The organism is Dolichospermum sp. DET69, assembly GCA_017355425.1.
Taxonomy (GTDB): Bacteria; Cyanobacteriota; Cyanobacteriia; order Cyanobacteriales; family Nostocaceae; genus Dolichospermum.
Genome location: CP070233.1, coordinates 1287860 through 1307104, shown reverse-complemented (window position 1 = coordinate 1307104; position 19245 = coordinate 1287860). Strand labels below are relative to the sequence as shown.

15 protein-coding genes and 2 pseudogenes are annotated in these 19245 nt (G+C 37.1%); 8 read left to right on the top strand and 9 right to left on the bottom strand.

Annotated elements, in window-relative coordinates; all coding sequences use genetic code 11:
* Nucleotides 1-331 precede the first annotated feature (331 nt).
* The 3 genes from EZY12_06365 (at nucleotide 332) to EZY12_06355 (ending at nucleotide 4976) form a co-directional block, all read left to right on the top strand.
* Nucleotides 332-2593: an amylo-alpha-1,6-glucosidase gene (locus EZY12_06365; GenBank protein ID QSX69258.1), complete on the top strand. Its 2262-nt coding sequence runs from the start codon at nucleotides 332-334 to the stop codon at nucleotides 2591-2593.
* 222 nt (nucleotides 2594-2815) lie between these two features.
* Nucleotides 2816-3787, top strand: a complete 972-nt coding sequence (locus EZY12_06360) for a GTP-binding protein (protein QSX69257.1) — start codon at nucleotides 2816-2818, stop codon at nucleotides 3785-3787.
* Between the two features lie 139 nt (nucleotides 3788-3926).
* A complete protein-coding gene (locus tag EZY12_06355) occupies nucleotides 3927-4976 on the top strand; it encodes a hypothetical protein (GenBank protein ID QSX69256.1) in 1050 nt (349 codons plus the stop codon).
* Nucleotides 4977-5409: 433 nt separating this feature from the next.
* Here EZY12_06355 and EZY12_06350 read toward each other — a convergent pair whose 3' ends face one another.
* From EZY12_06350 to EZY12_06335, 4 genes are all read right to left on the bottom strand, one after another.
* Nucleotides 5410-6150, bottom strand: a complete 741-nt coding sequence (locus EZY12_06350; GenBank protein QSX69255.1) for an amino acid ABC transporter ATP-binding protein — start codon at nucleotides 6148-6150, stop codon at nucleotides 5410-5412.
* Nucleotides 6151-6209: 59 nt separating this feature from the next.
* Entirely contained in the window at nucleotides 6210-7358 is a 1149-nt protein-coding gene (locus EZY12_06345) for an amino acid ABC transporter permease (GenBank protein ID QSX69254.1), read from the bottom strand.
* A gap of 79 nt (nucleotides 7359-7437) precedes the next feature.
* Entirely contained in the window at nucleotides 7438-8364 is a 927-nt protein-coding gene (locus EZY12_06340; protein QSX69253.1) for an ABC transporter permease subunit, read from the bottom strand.
* A gap of 717 nt (nucleotides 8365-9081) precedes the next feature.
* A complete protein-coding gene (locus EZY12_06335; GenBank protein ID QSX70543.1) occupies nucleotides 9082-10167 on the bottom strand; it encodes an amino acid ABC transporter substrate-binding protein in 1086 nt (361 codons plus the stop codon).
* A gap of 164 nt (nucleotides 10168-10331) precedes the next feature.
* Here EZY12_06335 and grxC point away from each other — a divergent pair, with 164 nt between their 5' ends.
* On the top strand, nucleotides 10332-10652 hold the full coding sequence (gene grxC, locus EZY12_06330; protein QSX69252.1) for a glutaredoxin 3: 321 nt from the start codon (nucleotides 10332-10334) through the stop codon (nucleotides 10650-10652).
* 23 nt (nucleotides 10653-10675) lie between these two features.
* On the opposite strand, the gene EZY12_06325 is transcribed toward grxC, so the two are convergent.
* Nucleotides 10676-10837 (bottom strand): hypothetical protein, encoded by a 162-nt coding sequence (locus tag EZY12_06325; protein ID QSX70869.1) that lies wholly within the window; start codon nucleotides 10835-10837, stop codon nucleotides 10676-10678.
* Between EZY12_06325 and tadA the strand changes: the two genes are divergently transcribed.
* Both tadA and EZY12_06315 read left to right on the top strand, forming a co-directional pair.
* A complete protein-coding gene (gene tadA / locus EZY12_06320; protein ID QSX69251.1) occupies nucleotides 10774-11253 on the top strand; it encodes a tRNA adenosine(34) deaminase TadA in 480 nt (159 codons plus the stop codon). The genes EZY12_06325 and tadA overlap by 64 nt on opposite strands.
* 112 nt (nucleotides 11254-11365) lie before the next feature.
* Nucleotides 11366-12157, top strand: a complete 792-nt coding sequence (locus EZY12_06315) for a 1-acyl-sn-glycerol-3-phosphate acyltransferase (GenBank protein ID QSX69250.1) — start codon at nucleotides 11366-11368, stop codon at nucleotides 12155-12157.
* A gap of 398 nt (nucleotides 12158-12555) precedes the next feature.
* Here EZY12_06315 and EZY12_06310 read toward each other — a convergent pair.
* The 3 genes and pseudogenes from EZY12_06310 to EZY12_06300 all read right to left on the bottom strand — a co-directional run bounded on the left by EZY12_06310 (nucleotide 12556) and on the right by EZY12_06300 (nucleotide 16071).
* Nucleotides 12556-12729, bottom strand: a pseudogene (locus EZY12_06310) (RRXRR domain-containing protein).
* A gap of 222 nt (nucleotides 12730-12951) precedes the next feature.
* Nucleotides 12952-13803, bottom strand: coding sequence for a WecB/TagA/CpsF family glycosyltransferase (locus tag EZY12_06305; GenBank protein ID QSX69249.1), 852 nt, complete (start codon nucleotides 13801-13803; stop codon nucleotides 12952-12954).
* A 72-nt stretch (nucleotides 13804-13875) separates the two neighbouring features.
* Nucleotides 13876-16071, bottom strand: a complete 2196-nt coding sequence (locus tag EZY12_06300) for an AAA family ATPase (GenBank protein QSX69248.1) — start codon at nucleotides 16069-16071, stop codon at nucleotides 13876-13878.
* A gap of 628 nt (nucleotides 16072-16699) precedes the next feature.
* Between EZY12_06300 and EZY12_06295 the strand changes: the two genes are divergently transcribed.
* Nucleotides 16700-17125, top strand: coding sequence for a hypothetical protein (locus EZY12_06295; protein QSX69247.1), 426 nt, complete (start codon nucleotides 16700-16702; stop codon nucleotides 17123-17125).
* A 68-nt stretch (nucleotides 17126-17193) separates the two neighbouring features.
* Nucleotides 17194-17607, top strand: a pseudogene (locus EZY12_06290) (ABC transporter permease).
* A 142-nt stretch (nucleotides 17608-17749) separates the two neighbouring features.
* Here the strand turns inward: EZY12_06290 and EZY12_06285 are convergent.
* Nucleotides 17750-18925: an ISH3 family transposase gene (locus EZY12_06285; protein ID QSX69246.1), complete on the bottom strand. Its 1176-nt coding sequence runs from the start codon at nucleotides 18923-18925 to the stop codon at nucleotides 17750-17752.
* Between the last annotated feature and the right edge of the window lie 320 nt (nucleotides 18926-19245).

Genomic DNA, 19245 nt, shown 5'->3' with positions numbered 1-19245 from the left:
TAACAGAAGTCGGGCTGATCTGTGAGCATCAGCCTAACGGAATTAGGAGTAAAAGCCGATTATAGCCCAAGTTTCATGATCAACTGATGTCCTAATAACCCTGTCCATTGCTATCACATCAAGATTTTATCTCTGGGTAAGTATTCTCTACCTCTAGCACCTCTCAATGTTTATGAAGGAAGAAACCCTTGGAAAACAGCCAGTTTTCAGGCTTGACTTCTAATTAATAAGGTATACATTTATAGAAATTCATTGTTGTAGATTTAATTACTTTCTCTTTTTACCTGCATCAAATTGAGCAAATTTATACCTGCATAGGCAACGTTAGCTAATGACACTTAATACATTAATGACTCCAGAAACAATTGTCCTCGATGGCAGAACTTTTACTCCCGCAGATCAAAAAGAGATTGCAGAATGGCCTTGTGTAGTCAGTCAAAGACCACAACCAACGATTACAGTTAAAGATGATGATTTATTCCTAGTCACAGATACGATGGGGAATATTTCTGGTTGTTATCTTTATGGTAGTACCCCAAGTATGGGGATGTTTTGCCGCGATACCCGGTTTTTGAGTCGTTTAGAGTTACAAATTGAAGGGCGATCGCCTACATTACTGAGTAGCAACGCTGACAAAGGATTTGCTCTCTCGGTTTTATGTACTAATCCTGATTTAGAGAATCTGTTTCAAGCTGATACCGTGGGGATTCGGCGAGAAATGGTCCTCAATGGGGCATTATTTGAAGAAATAGAAGTTGCTAATTACAACACTACCAGCATTAGCTTTGAACTTAGTCTCAGTTTTGATGCTGATTTTGTGGATTTATTTGAAGTCAGGGGTCATCACAGACAAAAGCAGGGCAAACGTTTATATCTAAATCAATCAACATCTGATAGTGTTGCATCTTCATCCACTCAAATTCACAGAGAAGAATCCCTTACTCTGGCTTATCAGGGTTTAGATGGTTCAATTATGGAGTCTCTCGTTCAATTTCAGCATCTGCAACCAAGTCATTTTCACGGTTATACCGCAGTTTGGCGGCTAGAATTGGCGGCTCACGAAACTAAAAAGCTAGGTTATCGCTTAAGTATGTTAACTGATAAGCAGCCTAGCACTACTATCAGTGCTGCCGCTACCTTAGCACAAGCGAAAGCTACTGAGTTAATGGAGGAGCAAAATTGGTTACATCAAATTACTCGGATTAGCTCGGATAAAAGTCTTTTTAATCGTGTAGTTTCAAGGGCTGAACAAGATATATATTTGTTACTTCAGTCTTTTGGCAAGCATAAAACTGTTTCTGCGGGTGTTCCTTGGTTTTCCACTTTGTTTGGACGGGATTCCCTGATTACTGCTTCCCAAACCTTGATGTTAAATCCCCAAATTGCCAAAGAAACATTGTTACTTTTGGCAGAATATCAAGGTCAAACTGAGAATATTTGGCGTGAAGAAGAACCAGGTAAGATTTTACACGAACTGCGGTTAGGGGAAATGGCCAGATGTCAAGAAATTCCCCATACACCCTACTACGGTACAGTTGATGCAACTCCTCTGTGGTTAATGTTGTATGCTGAATACTACAGTTGGACTCATGACCAAGAAACCTTGGAAGCACTGTGGCCAAATGCTTTAGCGGCTATGGGTTGGATTGATCGTCAACTTCAGGAAACTGGCTATCTCAGCTATGCTCGGAAATCTGAAGGTGGTCTTGTTAACCAAGGTTGGAAAGATTCTGGTAACTGTATTGTTAACCGCAAAGGGGAATTAGCCACTGGTTCGATTTCTCTGTGTGAGGTACAAGCTTATGTCTATGCAGCAAAAAACCGCCTGGCGGAAATTGCCAAAATCCAACAACGTCTAGATTTGGCAGAACTTTGGCAAACTGAAGCTAGAAAACTCAGGGCTAAGTTTAACCAGGATTTTTGGTTAGAAGATGAAGATTTCTGTGCTTTAGCATTAGATGGTGAGGGTAAACCCGTAGATAGTATTACCTCTAATCCTGGTCATTGTTTAAATTTGGGGATATTTACACCTACAAAAGCCTATAGTGTGGCGGAAAGGTTGCGAGCGCCTGATATGTTTAATGGTTGGGGAATTAGAACTTTGAGTAGTTTGTCACCAGCATATAATCCCATGGGTTATCACATTGGTTCAGTTTGGCCTCATGATAATTCTATGATTGCCATGGGATTGCGATCGCTTGGTTTAATAGATCAATCTTTGGAATTATTTCAAGGGTTATTTAATATGACCGGCAAACAGCCCTATCAACGCCCCCCAGAACTATTTTGCGGCTATGAAATGAATGGTGATAATAGTCCTGTCCAGTATCCCGTTGCTTGTAGTCCCCAAGCTTGGGCTACAGGGAGTATTTTTCAACTCTTGCAAATGATGGTGAATTTAGTCCCAGACGCGCAAAATAATTGTTTGCGAATCATTGACCCAGCTTTACCAAAATCAATTAATCGTTTATCTTTTCACAATTTGCGGGTTGGGGGAACAATTTTAGATTTAGAATTTGAACGAGTTGGTAGCACTACCGCTTGTCGTGTTGCCAAAAAACGCGGTAATTTGCGTGTCGTGATTGAAGCTTAATTAAAATCTCGTTCCTAGTCTCTGACTAGGAATGCTATCACAGAGGCTGGTGCCTCTGCTGTCATTGAAGGCAGAGCCTTCTAGAATTCATTCCCATACAGAGTATGGGAACGAGAAAACGAGAAAACGAGGAAATTTTACCGTCTTGGGACTTACTGGCAATGTCTTCTTCGTGATTTTTGCTATCATCATAAGCAAGATTATCAAACTTGCTTTGACATTATGATCACTTCAGAAACATTCACTCCAGTACCAGTAACCGTTTTAACAGGCTATTTAGGCGCGGGTAAAACCACGTTGTTAAATCATATTCTTACCTACGAACACGGTAAAAAAGTCGCCGTTATTGTTAATGAATTTGGAGAAGTAGGTATTGATAATCAATTGGTAATTGATGCAGATGAAGAAATATTTGAAATGAATAATGGCTGTATTTGTTGTACAGTTCGTGGTGATTTAATTCGCATCATTGGCAACTTAATGAAACGCCGTGATAAGTTTGATCATTTAGTCATTGAAACCACCGGATTAGCTGATCCTGCACCTGTAATTCAAACGTTTTTTGTGGATGAAGATTTGCAAAGTCAATTGTCCTTAGATGCAGTAGTGACAGTTGTTGATGCTAAACATATTTGGCAACATTGGGAAGCAGACGAAGCCCAAGAACAAATTGCTTTTGCTGATGTGATTTTATTGAATAAAACTGATTTAGTAACACCAGAAGTTTTAAATGAGTTAGAAACTCGTATTCGCTCAATGAATGCAATGGCAAAAATTCACCGCACCCATAATTCTGAATTAGCAATGTCAGCTTTATTAGGAGTGAACGCATTTAATTTAGATCATGCTTTAGAAATTGATCCTCATTTCTTAGGAGAAGATGCTCATGTTCATGATGAAAGTGTTTATTCTGTGGCTATAGTTGCAGATGGTTCTGTAAATGGTGAAAAAATCAATGCCTGGATGTCAGAATTACTCAGAACTCAAGGGACAGATATTTTCAGAATGAAGGGGATTTTAAATATTGAAAATGAAGATGATCGTTTTGTTTTCCAAGGAGTCCACATGATATTTGAGGGTAAAGCCGATAGACCTTGGAAAGTCAATGAAAAGCGTAAAAATGAACTTGTATTTATTGGTAGAAATTTAGATGAAGCTAAATTGAAACAAGATTTTTTTGCTTGCATGAGTTAGAAAAAAAGGCGACTAGAAGTCACAGCTATACAGACAAAACCCACCTTCGTGGGTTATAAATTTAGTCCACGCAGGTGGACTTTGCTTGTGTAGTAGCGACTTCTAGTCGCCCCAATACTGAAAATAAAATATAAAAACTATGAACTTAACAACCAGTACATCTCCAGAATTTACCAAACATTATTCCACAAAACTTGCAGATTACGTCACTGCTTTAGCTTGGTCTCCTCAAGGTGAAATACTCGCAGCTAGTTCTGCTGCTGGAGAAGTTGTTTTATGGAAAAATGACGAATTAATAACCTTGCAATCTGCCACAGATAAAGCAGTAAATTGTTTGGCTTTTTCCCATGATGGTAAATATTTAGCCATTGGTGGACAAGATGGAAAAGTGAAAATTTGGTGCGAAAATAAATTAATTACCACCTTAGAAAATGCCCCTGTTTGGGTTGATCAATTAGCATGGAATCATACTAGTAATCAACTAGCTTTTAGTTTAGGGCGTTATGTGCAAATTTGGGATGCAGACACATCAGAAATTGTTGTCACTCTCACCTTTAATGATTCCTCAATTTTGGGAATTGATTGGCGCAAAGATGGCAAATATTTGGCTATTAATGGCTATAAAGGGGTGAAAGTTTGGTCTACTCAAGATTGGAACCAAGAACCATTTATACTTGCAATGTCTACCGTCAGTACAGCAATAGCTTGGTCTAGTGATGGTGAATATTTAGCATCTGGAAATATGGATCGGACTCTCACTGTTTTACAATGGGAAAACCCTGATCCTTGGGTCATGCGGGGCTTTCCAGGGAAAATTCGTCATCTAGCATGGTCAGAACTAAAAACATCCACTGGTGCGCCACTGCTGGCTGTTTCCAGCGTTGAGGGCATAGTTTTATGGGAAAAGTCCGCAGATGAATCTGTAGGTTGGGAAGCGCAAGTATTAACCAATCATGTGGATATTATTCAAGCTATATCTTTTGCACCTCAAAGCTTTATTCTCGCTTCTGCTGGCGCTGACGGTTGGTTGTGTTTGTGGGATGAAAACAAAGAAGTATCACAGATTTTTACTGACACTTTGGCAGGTTTTTCTACTCTATCTTGGCATCCTCAAGGACAATTATTAGCCGCTGGTGGTGAACAGGGTGAATTAATAGTTTGGTCAACTCCTTTGAGGAATATGGATTGAATGAACCACGTTCGCGGAGCGTCCCGTCAGGGATAGGGACGAAGGACACGAAGGAAGAAAAGAAGAAGAAGAAGATAGAAGAGAAGAAAAATTAAAATTCTCCTAAATATATTTATTGAGGGGGTTTTTATCCTTGTAGAGACTTGCAAATAAAAAAATATTCCAGAATTGTTTGTGGTATAGCCTAAACAGGCTGCTAATAATATCAGGAGGGGCCAGATGCCCATCCCACAATATTGGATAATTTATTTTTTGGAGTTCTCTTCTTTAAGAGGATGTTTTAAAAGTTTTCAAGGTATAAATTAACCCCTCTCCAAACCTCTCCCCGAAGCGGGGAGAGGCTTTGAAACCCCCCTTCCCTCCTAGGGAAGGGGGGCAGGGGGGTTAGGTTTTTGGAGATTATTGGTTTTATTTAATACTTTTCAAACACCCTCTAAAGAATTTGTGATAAAAATTTTCTGGTTCTCTCTTCTTTGGGATTAGTAAAAAAGGTGTCGGGGGTAGAGGATTCAACTAACAAACCGCTATCCATTAGCACCACTCTATCAGCAACTTCCCGCGCAAATCCGACTTCATGGGTGACAACTACCATTGTCATTCCTTCACTGGCTAAATTTCGCATGACATCTAAAACTTCTCTCACCATTTCTGGATCTAATGCTGATGTGGGTTCATCAAATAACATGATTTTTGGTTGCATTGCTAATGCACGCGCTATGGCTACTCGTTGTTGTTGTCCTCCAGATAATTGTCCTGGATATTTTTGCGCTTGTGCTAAAATTCCCACTCTTTCTAATAATTGCATTGCTAATTCTTCGGCTTTAACTTTGGATATTTTGCGGACATAGGTTGGCGCTAATGTGATATTTTGGAGAACTGTTAAATGGGGAAATAAGTTAAATTGCTGAAATACCATCCCCACTTCTTTCCGAATGGTTTCAATATTTTTTAAATCATGACTGATTGTAATTCCGTCAATGGTAATAATTCCCTGTTGATATTCTTCTAAAGCGTTAAATGTTCTAATGAAGGTTGATTTTCCTGAACCGGAAGGTCCCATTAAAACCACGACTTCTCCCCGTTCTACGGTCAAACTGACACCTTGGAGAACATGAAATTTACCATACCATTTATGAACATCTTTAGCAATTATTATGGGTTTTGATTCTGTCATAGATTACTCCTATTTTAATAATCTTAATAAATGTTGGGTAACATGAGCGTCAACCTAACCTATGTTGTTAATTGTTTTTCTAGGTTTTTAGCAGCTAATGACATGGAATAACAAAATAGCCAATAAATCAAACCAATAAATAAATATACTTCTGCATATCTTCCTAAAAACTGCGGTTGTGCTAATATAGAGCGGGCCATTCCTGTTAATTCTACTAATCCCACTAATGATAAAAGTGAGGTGTCTTTAAATAAGCCAATAAATTGACCGACAATTGCCGGAATAACTGCGCGTAAGGCTTGGGGTAATATTACTAATATCAAGACTAAAGGTGTATTTAATCCTAGGGCTTTGGCTGCTTCTATTTGTCCTCTGGGAATTGCTTGTAATCCCCCGCGCACGTTTTCGGCCATGTATGCTGCACTAAATAATATTAATCCGGTAATTCCTCTGAGTAATCTATCTAAACGTAAGTCTGCTGGTAAGAATAAGGGTAACATGACTTGGGCTAAAAACAAAATTCCAATTAATGGTAATCCTCTGACAATTTCAATATAAAGAATAGAAAACCACCGCACTACAGGTAAATTACTTGTTCTTCCTAATGCGAGTAAAACTCCCATAGGGAAGGAAAGAACAATACTAATTATTGCCATTAATAGGGTAAGTAATAACCCATTCCATAGGCTTGTTGATACAGATTGTAATCCTAAACCTCCACCAATTAACCAGATAATTATGGGAAAAGATAATAACCAAATAAGCGAAAGCCAAGGTGTAATGATTTTAGTGAATTTTTGACCAATTATCAAACCTGCAAAGATTAAACCTGTAATTAATAATAACCATAAACGGTTTATTAATGGTATTGGGACAATAAATAATAAAACGCCAATAATAAGAGTAGAAATCAGAAAATTGTGTTTTGTAAATATTGCTTTTTTGGTAAATGCACCCCCAGTAATTGCGGCTAAAGTTGTAGATATTCCCAAAACAACCCAAATCCGCCAAGCTAAACTTTGAGGAAATCTTCCTACTAAAAATAATTGTAAATTAACTTGGATTACTTGCCATTGTGCTTTAGTAATTAACCAAGTAAAAAATCCTTGAAATAGCCAAAATAGAAATATAAAACAAACAACAGTTAATAAACTATTGTACCAATTATTAAAGAGATTTTTTCTTAACCAAGTAAGTTTAATTATCATAGTATTTCCTAAAAGTATCAGGTATATCATAGCCCCCTCTCGAAGAGCGGGGAGGGGGTTGGGGGTGGGGTTATTCTTTTTATCTTTCTTTAATTTGCACAGAACGATTAAATAAATTCATAGTCAGGGAAATCATTAAACTCAAAGTCAGATAGGTAATCATAATTAACAGCATCACTTCTACAGCTTTACCAGTTTGGTTAAAAGTGGTAGAAGCAACAAAATAAATATCAGGATAACCGATTGCGATCGCTAAACTGGAATTTTTTGTTAAATTTAAATATTGACTAGTTAATGGGGGAATAATCACCCGCAAAGCTTGGGGAAAAATCACCAATCGCATTGCTAAACCTGGTTTTAATCCCAAGGATTTGGCTGCTTCTATTTGTCCTTTCGGTACTGATTGAATTCCCCCCCGGACAATTTCCGCAATAAATGCACCTGTGTAAAAAGTCAACCCCAATAACAAACTAGAAAACTCTGGAGACAAGGTAAACCAAGGAAGTTCAATTCCGTTTTGACTAAATTTAGCAAAACCCAAAAAGGAACTTTTATTTTCGGCTTTGGGAAAACTCAAGAAAACCGCAAAGTACCAAAATAGCAACTGCAATAATAATGGTGTATTCCGAAAAACTTCTACATAAACTACAGTAATATTTCTCACTAACCAATTATCTGACAGTCGCGCAATTCCCGCAGTAATTCCCACAATTGTGGTGAGAAAAATTCCCATAACTGCTATTCGTAGGGAATTAATTAATCCCACTAATAAAGCGTAATTATAAGCATCCGTTGGTTTATAGTTAATCAGAGTTTCACCAATATCAAAAGATGCTTGTTGCTTGAGAAAATTAAAGCCAAATTGAATTCCTAATTGTTGTAAATTTCGTCTGACATTCCCCCACAAGATCATAACTATCAATATTGCTAAAAACACAAAAACTAGCTGGATAGCATTTTGCCAAAACCGATTATCACGCCATAATGGAGGTTTAGAATTAGTCATTGGTTTAATTTATTAACATAAGTTGCTAGTTACGGAAACTGTCAGAATCAGGATATCCAGGATTTAAGGATTAACAGGATTAAAACTGGGATTTTATTACCCATTACCAGCCTCAACTATATAACTAGCAACTTGGGTTATTATACTCCGAACGACTAGAAGTCGCGGAACTATACAGACAAAACCTGCCTTCGCAGGTTAATAAATCTCTAATTTTATATTATTTATATTAGTCCACGGAGGTGGACTTTGCTTGTGTAGTAGTGACTTCTAGTCGCCCAATATTTTTACTCCGGGCTACTAGAAGTAGCGGCTATACAGACAAAACCTGCCTTCGCAGGTTAATAAATCTCTAATTTTATATTATTTATATTAGTCCACGGAGGTGGACTTTGCTTGTGTAGTAGTGACTTCTAGTCGCCCAATATTTTTACTCCGGGCTACTAGAAGTAGCAGCTATACAGACAAAACCTGCCTTCGCAGGTTAATAAATCTCTAATTTTATATTATTTATATTAGTCCACGGAGGTGGACTTTGCTTGTGTAGTAGTGACTTCTAGTCGCCCAATATTTTTACTCCGGGCTACTAGAAGTAGCAGCTATACAGACAAAACCTGCCTTCGCAGGTTAATAAATCTCTAATTTTATATTATTTATATTAGTCCACGGAGGTGGACTTTGCTTGTGTAGTAGTGACTTCTAGTCGCCCAATATTTTTTACCGAAAAGGTGGAGAATAAAGTAATCCCCCTTTTATTCCCAGTTGATTTTGACCACGAGGAAGATTTATCTTGGTCTTTGTTCCCAAATTGTGATCATAAATTTCGCCATAATTACCAACGTGTTTTACTATCCTGGCAGCAAAATCATTTGTCAAACCAATTCCTTCTCCCAGGTTTCCTTCTGTTCCTAAAAAACGTTTAATCTCGGGATCTTTGCTATTTGCAAACTCTGCTAAATTTTGAGAATTAATTCCCAATTCTTCTGCTTTTACCAAAGCATAAACAGTCCACTTAACTATATCACTCCACTTAGTGTCGCCTTTAGCAACTGCTGGCGCAAGAGGTTCGGAAGAAAGAACATCATCTAAAATCACATTATCTTCTGGTTTAGGTAGGGTTGTGCGTCGAGAAACTAACCCAGAACGGTCTGTTGTCACAGCATCACAACGACCTTCCGCATAGGTTGCAAAGGTAACATTCACATCCTCAAAAACAACGGATTTATAAGTAAGACCCCGTTTCCGCATTTGGTCTGCTAAATTCTGTTCAGTGGTAGTTCCAGTTTGCACACAAATAGCTTTGTCTTTCAGGTCTTTGATAGATTTAATATTGCTATTTTTGCGAACCATTACAGCTTGACCATCGTAAAATACCACCGGGGCAAAATCTAAACCTTGGGAAGTTGCGCGGCTAAAAGTCCAGCTAGTATTGCGACTGAGAATATCTATTTCTCCAGTTTGCAAAGCTGTAAATCGCTCTTTAGCGTTGAGATTGCGGTATTCTACAGCATCAGGATTATCAAATACTGCTGCTGCTATAGCCCGACAAATATCAACGTCAATACCGCTATATTTGCCGTCAGTCCCCACAAAACTAAATCCTGGTAGTTCACCGCTAGTCCCACAAACAAGCTGTCCACGGCTTTTAATGCGGTTCCAGAGGACGCGAGTAACTTCTCCTTGGGGCTTGCTAACAGGATTCTTTGTATTATTTTGTGGTTCATCACTACAACCACTCAAAATCAAGATTAAAGGGGCGGCTATACCAGGTAAAATTACAGATAATTTGCTAAATTTCATAATCCAGTTTTTTACAAGAACCTGAAAAAAGTTTCCAAATAATTGAAACATTTATTGATACTCTTGAAAAATATATCATGTTGGGAGTACGACTAAGGCGACTCAATCTATTAAACTGGATGTTTCTAGATGAGATTTAATGAAAAGAAAACCTCTTAATTAACAATATGCTAAAATTCTTCAATTCCCTTCTAGGTCGCCATCCAGAGCGAATCAAAGCCAATGTTGAAATTTATACTTGGCAAACTTGTCCCTATTGCATTCGCGCCAAAATGCTACTATGGTGGAAAGGTGTTAATTTCACCGAATACAAAATTGATGGCGACGAAACAGCTAGAGCAAACATGGCAGAACGCGCCAACGGTGGCCGCAGCGTCCCCCAAATCTTCATTAATAATCAACATATTGGCGGTTGTGATGACCTGTATCAGCTAGATACAAAAGCTCAACTTGACCCCCTATTATCTGAGTTGGCGGGTAATGGGTAATTGATAATTGGGTAATTTTCTGCTTATTTTCCCTTCTTCTTCCTTTCTTCTTCTGAACCACTGACAACTAACCACTGACAACTGACAACTGACAACTGACAACTGACAACTGACTCCTCCCATGCTTGAATACCCAGAATATTTAAAACATAGAAAATGGATGAATTACGCCCTGGAATTAGCACAGGTGGCAGGTAATGCTGGGGAAGTTCCTGTTGGTGCTGTGATTGTTGACACAGGCAATCACGTGGTTGCTGTCGGTGAAAATCGCAAAGAACGGGATCAAGATCCGACCGCGCACGCGGAAATTATGGCGATTCGGGCTGCTAGTCAAATTTTACAAAGTTGGCGCTTGCATCAATGTACTTTATATGTAACTCTAGAACCCTGTCCGATGTGTGCCGGTGCTATAGTTCATTCCCGATTAGGAAAATTGATCTATGGGATAGACGATACTAAAACTGGTGCAATTCGTACTGTTATCAACATCCCTGATCACCCAGCCTCTAATCACCGTCTGAAAGTGCTAGGAGGTGTTCTAGAATCAGATTGTCGAGAACAATTACAAAGTTGGTTTGCTACCCAACGTCAGCAAAAATAACAGACACAGATCAAACTGTCCAGATGGGAAAACAAAAATTACCCAAGAAAATCTACGGTGGACATAATCAAGTTTGTGTCATCTTTTATTCGCTAAAAAATCAGCCGCCGTTATGATCAAATCATACTTTGCTTCTACTAACCGCCATTCAAAAACCACAAATGTGCCGATAAATCCTCACCTCAACTCCGCTCGGCCACCATTGATGGCTCAGAGTACCTCACGGGTTTCTCCGTGGTTAATTCCTGTAGCTTATTTTCTAGGGCGTTACATAGTTTTGCCATCTTTCTTTGGGCATATTAAAGTGACTGGACGCGAAAATATTCCGACAAGTGGTCCTGTTATTCTTGCTCCTACCCATCGTTCCCGTTGGGATTCCTTGGTTTTGCCCTACGCTACTGGTCGTTGTGTGACGGGTAGAGATATGCGATTTATGGTAACGAGTAATGAATGTCAGGGGCTGCAAGGTTGGTTTGTGCTGCGAATGGGGGGGTTTCCTGTGAATACTCAACGTCCGGCGATCTCTACTCTCCGGCATACAGTAGAGTTAATGCAACAAGGGGAAATGTTAGTTATTTATCCCGAAGGTGGTATTCATCGTGATGGTCAACTTCACCCTCTCAAAGCAGGAATCGCCCGTTTAGCTATGACTGCTGAATCAAGCTACCCAGGATTAGGAACTAAAATTATACCTGTCGGTATTCAGTACAGTGAACCCTATCCTCATTGGGGTACTGATGTGAATATTCATATTGGTGAACCTATTAAAGCTGTAGATTATATGAATGGAAATTTAAAGCTAGAAGCTAAAAGGCTAACAGCAGATTTAACTCATAAATTAAAACAATTAAGTCATCAAGAATCAAAAATTTGCGATCGCATTTTTGCAGAAATTCATAATTAGGGTTTGCTGATAGCGTGAAGTAAGCCACGCTATCAATATAACTCTACTACATCAACCCTCTCTCTTCATCTAAACCTCCAGGAGACCCCCACCAAAACTGTACTTAGTTTGGTGATGGGAGGAATTTGGGTTAATTGTGAAACGTCCCTTGAGTAATTTTGTGCGCCAGCACAAACAATGAGAGGGACAGTTGAGCAATTAACAAATCTTTTATTTTCCATATTCGTAACCGTCCTTTTTGTGAATTGATTTACAGTATTTATGAGAGATGCCTTGAATCAGTCCAGACGCTGTTGAGATATTGAAACTACCGCTAGTTCTCACTGCTACTCGTCCGATATATGCCCCAATCTTTTTACCTTTTATGACAACAGCTTTAACAATGTCTCCGGTTTGAATTTTAATCTCAAAGGAGAAACAGGAGAATCAGGACGCGATTCTTTGAGAATAATTGTGAACGGAAACTGTCTAAATATTGCTGCTTTTTTGTTTTTTAGGAATTGCCTAGTCTGTGCTGAATGGATTGGATCTAATGGTCGTTTGTCAGTGTCAATTACAAATATTTTGGACATGAAGTCCCTCCTTTCGGGTAATGTTAGCTGAATGCCTCCGGCACGCTGGCGCGAACGACAATGTTAGAGGTCGGTAACTATCTTAAAAGCACTGGTTTAACCCTTAAACCTGTTTAACTTAAAAGTTCTAGAGCAGGGAACTAGCTACGCATCCCCTGGTAGGTCTTTAACTCTTACCTCTAACGTAGTTCGGTCAAGAACTGAGTCTGGTCAACTAGACTTTTACAAGCCCTCACTTACCCGAAGGGAAGTGATGGGTGGTTGACACTCTTTTTTGAGTCCAAGGTATTGCTTTAAAGCCAGCCATATAAAAACTGGGATAGTTGTACCGTAGCGACTGAATAGTCTCAATGGTTCTTGAATCAGACGATATAACCACTCCGCTCCTAAATGACGTAGCCAATAGGGCGCTCTTTTGTGAGTATCTGCAAAAACAGAAAATGCTCCCCCCAAACCAATCATGACAGCCTGAATTTTGTCTTTGTGTTGATCCATCCAAAACTCTTGTTTTGGACATCCTAGAGCTACTAAAACTATTCCTGCTCCACTATCGTGAATTTTTTTAATAATAGCTTCATCCTCTTTAGGTGTGAGTGGACGGAATGGTAAAGGCTCCATTCCAGCAATTGTCACATTCGGAAAAAACTGTGCTAAATTCTTTCTCATTTGGGCTAAAGTTATTGGATTAGCACCTAAGAAAAAAAGATGAATATCTCTTAGTGGAGCTAATTTACACAAAGATAAAAGAATATCCATACCAGCAACGCGGTTTTGAGTACCAGCACCCATTAATTTTAACATCCAAACCAGTGGCATCCCATCAGGAGTAACAATATCTGCATTCTTTAAAACAGAAGAAAATTCAGGCTGCCAATAAGATTCTACTAGCATATGAGTATTAGCCACACAAATAACTTTGCTGACTTTATTCATAGCCCATTCTAAAATAATATTGATTTGTACCTCAAAGGGTAAGGCAGTTACAGGAGAGCCAATTATATCAATTTTTGCAGGTTCAAATTCTAAGGATGAAGTAAGATTTTGAATTGGAATTTCCTTGTTTGCGTTTAGCATATCTTTTTTAGATTATGTTGTTGTAGTTGCAAAAATATTCACCAGATATTTAAAATCTGAGTAAATTTTTTCTTATAAATCAATAGCGATAGCACCTAACATAGGAGTGGAAGAAAAATTTAATTGCTCTAATCCTTTTGCTAAACAAGAACGGTTTGTTTTACCTATTCTGATAACTAAAATACTTGCATCTATATGTCTGGTAAGCAGATTAGTATCTGCAAAACCTAATAAATGTGATGTATCATATATAATTAAGTCAAAATTTTGTTTAAATTGTGCTGTCAAATTTTTCATTTGAGGAGATGAAAGTAAAATTGTAGGATTGGAGGGAATTTGACCAGTAGTTAAGATAGATAAGTTATGCCCCAAGGATAATTGTTCTATATTTTTTGAATTTTTTTTCCTCACATCATCATTTTTTTCACCGATACCGCTACTGTTTCTGTGGATAACATCCTCAAAACTTAGTTCTTCAGTAATAAGATTGCTTAATCCTTCCGTATTGGGTAAATTCAATATTTCGTGGATACTAGGATGACGCAGATTTGCATCTACTAATAACACCCGTTTACCCATTGCTGCTGCTGTCTGAGCTAAGTAAATAGCAATGGTTGATTTACCATCTCCAGCAGTAGCTGAAATAATTGCTAGAGAACGGATAGAATTATCACTATTTAGGAGAGAAATATTTGTGTGAATAGAGCGAAAGGATTCCCAAAAATTTGATGGATTAAGTCTTTGAGAAAGCTTACCATTTTGGCTAAATTTAATATTAGGGATATTTCCTAATATTGGTAGTTTAGTTTTATCTTTAATTTCTTCAAGATTGTAAAAAACATTGTTGAGTGTATCTATAAGCAAAGCCAATCCTGTGCTTAATAATAACCCTAAAAGCACTCCTAAGATTAAAGTTTGTACGGTACTTAGTGCAAGATTTTCAGGCTGAGTAGGAGGAGTAAGTATCTGCCAAGGTATTTGCTTTTGGGCCGCATCTATGCGTAATCTTTCCCGTTCGTTTAAAAAACGATTTAGATTATCAACAGCAATTTTTAATTGTCGTTCTAAATCATCTTTTTGGCGGATTAAAAAGGGAAACTGTTTAACTTGCTTCCGCAGAGAAAGTTCAGATTGATTAAGAGATTGTTTTTGGGTTTTCAATAGTTCAATTTGCTTAGTTGTCTCCATAAATTTCTGAATTTCTCGCAGACGAGCAGAATTTGGTGCGGCTGAATATAAAGAATTCATATTCGTATTTGACAATTTTATTCCCAAAATCTGCGATCTTTCTTTGAGAATTAAATTCAGTAAATTTTGTTTTTGAATCAGCAGATTTTGAATATTTGGGCTATTTTCTGTATATTGAGACGATTTTACGGCAATTGTAGATTCTACATCTTGAAGTTTGCTCAATAGCTTTTGGTAATCAGGAGATTCACTCAACGCTGAAATAGCCTCTGATTCATTAGAGTCTAGTTGTAACTGTTTTTGCAAAATAGTATAAAGTGTTTGAATTCTAGCCAATTGTATTTCATTATCTATCCGTTTCTGGACAATTTGATCAAGTTGATTAGCCAATTGCTGTCCTTGAACCTGAGCATCAATAATTCCATATTTTTGACAAAAGTTTTGTAGCCTTAACTGAAGATTTGTTACTCTCACTAATAGTTTTGGGACCTGCTGTTCAACAAATTCAATTCCTAATTTAGTTTCTGTTTGGCGTTCATCTAAACTATATTTTAGGTATGCTTCAGATGCTTTATTTAATACCAATAAAACTTTATCAGAGTTGGGATCTTGGTAAGTAACTTCTACAATTTGAGTATTTGGTAAAAGTTTAATATTAAGTTTAGGTGTGCTGCTATCTGGATAATATTTTTGTACTTTTTGAGTAATGGGAGACATCAGTTTAGGACTTTGTAAGATCTTCAACTTGGTTTCATCAATTTTGTTAGCAATCTCATCTGTTCTTGATCTGTCGTCTCGTGCTACTTTATCTTCAGCGGTGATTGGTTCGGTTAAAATTTCAAATTTACCACTATACATTGGCGGACTATTCCAAGCTAATCCTACACTGGCAGAGGCAACAGCAGTTGTTCCAATTATAATTACAAATATTCTCCGGTGAATAACTGCCAATAATTGGCCTAAGTTCAATCCTCCTTCCTTCTCTTCTTCAGTCTGAACTGTATAAACAAAAGACTTAGGTTGACGCTGATGTTCATTTATTTGAGACAACCTTTGCTGAGAATAGCTTTTTTTTCTCATCTCAAACCTGATATATTTTTTAATTTAATTTCAACTCAATTATCATAATTGCCAAATTACATTTAATCCTGATAAAATAACCAGAATATTGGGATAATTTGACATAAATATAGAAAGTGCAAAATCAACTAAGTTGTAACCTAACACTGTTGCATGAGTTGTAGTGGACAAATTGGCAAAATCTTTGTAAGCCGTGATTTTTGGGAATATATTGCTTGTGAGTTGGCCAATAGATAAGTAATATCTTTTTTAAATATTTATAATTTCACTGTAGTTATCATGGTTCTATTCAAAATTGTAAAGATTATGTAAAGTTAACTAAAAACTGCAAATTGGCTATTGACTTTTCTATTTAAATACCATTTAATCTAGTTCAATCCTACATTTTTAAATTCACATATATTACTCTCTTAGAATAATATTGTCGTGAAATTGAGAACTTAAATTTTAGATATGTCTAACTAATGCTAGATATGTATATTGTTCTCACTTATCGTCAATTGTAATGAAAAAATTTCATAACTTTAGATATTGAACAGGAGTTGATCTTTGATGGTCTTTTTGATCTCAGTTCCTCCCACTTAACCTTCTTTTGATCTGTTGTTTAGTTAATGATCAGGAGGCCAAAATGCAAAGAAGGTGTGATCGAAATCGGAAACGTTCTCAACGGAGAGCTATCTACTGTCCAATACATAATTGCTATATGGATAGTGTCAGCCAAAAACACTCTTTATTTACGGAAAAAGCTGGACAACTACAGCAACGGGGTATCCCTAGACGAGAAGCCTTAATGTTAGTCGCAGCAAAAACGACTGTCTCTTTAGAAGGTGAATGGTTAGAGGCTTTTTGGTGTGATAGTTGTCAACAAACTCAATGGTATCATGTCCGTAAAGATAACTTAAATTACATAGTATCACGAGCATCATTAGAACTTTGGCAACAAGCAACAGGTGTAATTCACCCTCATAGCAATCCTTCTGTTGGAGAATTCACACTCAGACAATCTAAAAGGCTTGGTTATAGAGAGATTAATGATTTTAAATTCACAAATTAATACCTAATGCACCATAGCTATAAATTTCATCAAATAAGTTGTTAATCACTGATAATTTGATATCGAAAATGATAAAAAAAAGCAGTTTACAGCAAGAGCTAATAATTGAATCAGGACGCACAGAAAAACAATATTGGCAAGATTTGTGGCGTTATCGGGAGTTATTTTATTTCCTAGCATGGCGAGATATATTAGTCCGCTATAAACAAACTGCTATTGGGATAATTTGGGCGCTAATTCGTCCCTTTCTGACGATGGTAGTATTTACAGTAGTATTTGGACAATTGGCAAAATTACCATCTGAAGGTGCGCCCTATCCAATTCTCGTATTTTCCGCCATGTTACCTTGGCAGTTTTTTTCTAATTCCCTCTCGGAATGCAGTAATAGTTTAATTAGTAATGCTAACTTACTTTCTAAAGTCTATTTTCCTCGGTTGGTAGTGCCGACAAGTGCGGTAGTAGTTAGCTTGGTAGACTTTATCAGTAAACCAAAAAGTTTTTTCCTGAAGGGAGATCGCCAAATACTGTGTAGTATAAAATACTTTTTTATTCCCGATACTCTAATCAGCAGACATAGTATAGATAATAATTACTTATGATTAGCTGGTTAATAATTTCTTGACGCTAACCGGATGGAATATAAATGCTTTCAACGACTTGATATTTCTTCTGTAGGGCTTGAGATAAAAAGGCTAACATCTGTTTGAGTGTAAAAAGTGTGCGATAAATTAATCTACTACCTTTCCTTTTACGACTGATTTTGAGCCATAGTAGATTCACCCAGATGTTAATTAGAAGAAAGGATATTCCAATGAATAGTAATCTCAAGACTGGATTTTTGTTATTCGTCTTAATTCGACAAATATTTTTCAGACGATAACTGGTTTCAATGCCAAATCTTTTTCGATAATCTTGATAGATATAATTTAAATTTGTTTTGACCTTATAAGCAACATAAACAAAGTATTGAACCCCATGCTTTTTATGCTTTCCCTTTCTATATTTACAGACGATCCATAAATCAAATGTGACAAAATCATCTTTGTCTCTTGTAATAGTATAGGTAGTTTTATAACTTTTTTTACCCTTGAGGAATTGTTTGATTCCTCCTTTTTTTCCAGTCTTGATAGCAGGCATAAGAAAGGGAATATCTAATGCCTGTAACCATCTAATTACAGGAGTATTAAAAAATCCCCTATCCAAATAGAGTTTTTTTACATTTATTTTTAGGGATTCAAGTTCTGCTAATAAATAAGTAATTAAAGCCACACTAGTATCTAATTGGCGAACACCTCTTATTGCTAGAGTTACACGCTTATTATTACTAATAACATATAAAGTGGCATAGGCATAAAATGAATTAGTACCAGATTTAGCTTCACTTCGATATATGTAGGGTAATTCTGACGATGTTGGTTGACCATAATAACAAATTAAATTTAAATCAATCGCTATTTTCAAACACCCTTTTTTTAATCCTAAAGGAATTCGACTTTTTAATGCTTGATTTATTTGCGCTTCTAATTCCTCAAAATTGTTAATTTTATTGAGATGATATCTAATATCATTAGCTGTCGGAATATTTTTTAACAATTTAGCTGTGTTTTCAATACTGTCTCCAGTGCTGGCTGCTTTAACCAGAATCTCGAATAAAGTTTGTTGGTCACAGGCTCCTTGCGTTTCAATCGAAAAATTTTCTACTAAACACTGAATAACCTCATCAAGAGTTTCTGAGTCGGTTAAAACGAGTTCTTCTGTAGACTCGCCCCGCGTGGCTTTTGTTAGAGATGAAACAGTCAATTTTTTCAGCCAATATGCTACACACTACTTTCATCATTTCATATTTTGATCCAGTGCAAATTATGATAACTATTTCTTATATATTTGGTATTCTATAGTACATGAGTATCTGTCGTATTTTGTTAGTGATGCCTGCTGCGTCTGTAGCAATAGCGTCAGCACTCCGTAAAAATCACTCTTTGGGAAAAACTTTTTGGTTTACTGATTATTAAAACCCCGACACTAAACCTGTACCCCTTGCTAATAATGTAATAGAAACATTGAGAGTAAACCCTGTAGCGATCGCTCTCTCATCATCCAACAGATAAGCGATCGCTATT

Excerpts from the sequence above, each read along its gene's own strand:
- EZY12_06340 (QSX69253.1), bottom strand. The coding sequence starts at position 8,364 with ATGACTAATTCTAAACCTCCATTATGGCGTGATAATCGGTTTTGGCAA.
- EZY12_06360 (QSX69257.1), top strand. The coding sequence starts at position 2,816 with ATGATCACTTCAGAAACATTCACTCCAGTACCAGTAACCGTTTTAACA.
- EZY12_06295 (QSX69247.1), top strand. The coding sequence starts at position 16,700 with ATGCAAAGAAGGTGTGATCGAAATCGGAAACGTTCTCAACGGAGAGCT.
- EZY12_06345 (QSX69254.1), bottom strand. The coding sequence starts at position 7,358 with ATGATAATTAAACTTACTTGGTTAAGAAAAAATCTCTTTAATAATTGG.
- EZY12_06365 (QSX69258.1), top strand. The coding sequence starts at position 332 with ATGACACTTAATACATTAATGACTCCAGAAACAATTGTCCTCGATGGC.
- grxC (QSX69252.1), top strand. The coding sequence starts at position 10,332 with ATGCTAAAATTCTTCAATTCCCTTCTAGGTCGCCATCCAGAGCGAATC.
- EZY12_06350 (QSX69255.1), bottom strand. The coding sequence starts at position 6,150 with ATGACAGAATCAAAACCCATAATAATTGCTAAAGATGTTCATAAATGG.
- EZY12_06355 (QSX69256.1), top strand. The coding sequence starts at position 3,927 with ATGAACTTAACAACCAGTACATCTCCAGAATTTACCAAACATTATTCC.
- EZY12_06305 (QSX69249.1), bottom strand. The coding sequence starts at position 13,803 with ATGCTAAACGCAAACAAGGAAATTCCAATTCAAAATCTTACTTCATCC.
- EZY12_06300 (QSX69248.1), bottom strand. The coding sequence starts at position 16,071 with ATGAGAAAAAAAAGCTATTCTCAGCAAAGGTTGTCTCAAATAAATGAA.
- EZY12_06315 (QSX69250.1), top strand. The coding sequence starts at position 11,366 with ATGATCAAATCATACTTTGCTTCTACTAACCGCCATTCAAAAACCACA.
- tadA (QSX69251.1), top strand. The coding sequence starts at position 10,774 with ATGCTTGAATACCCAGAATATTTAAAACATAGAAAATGGATGAATTAC.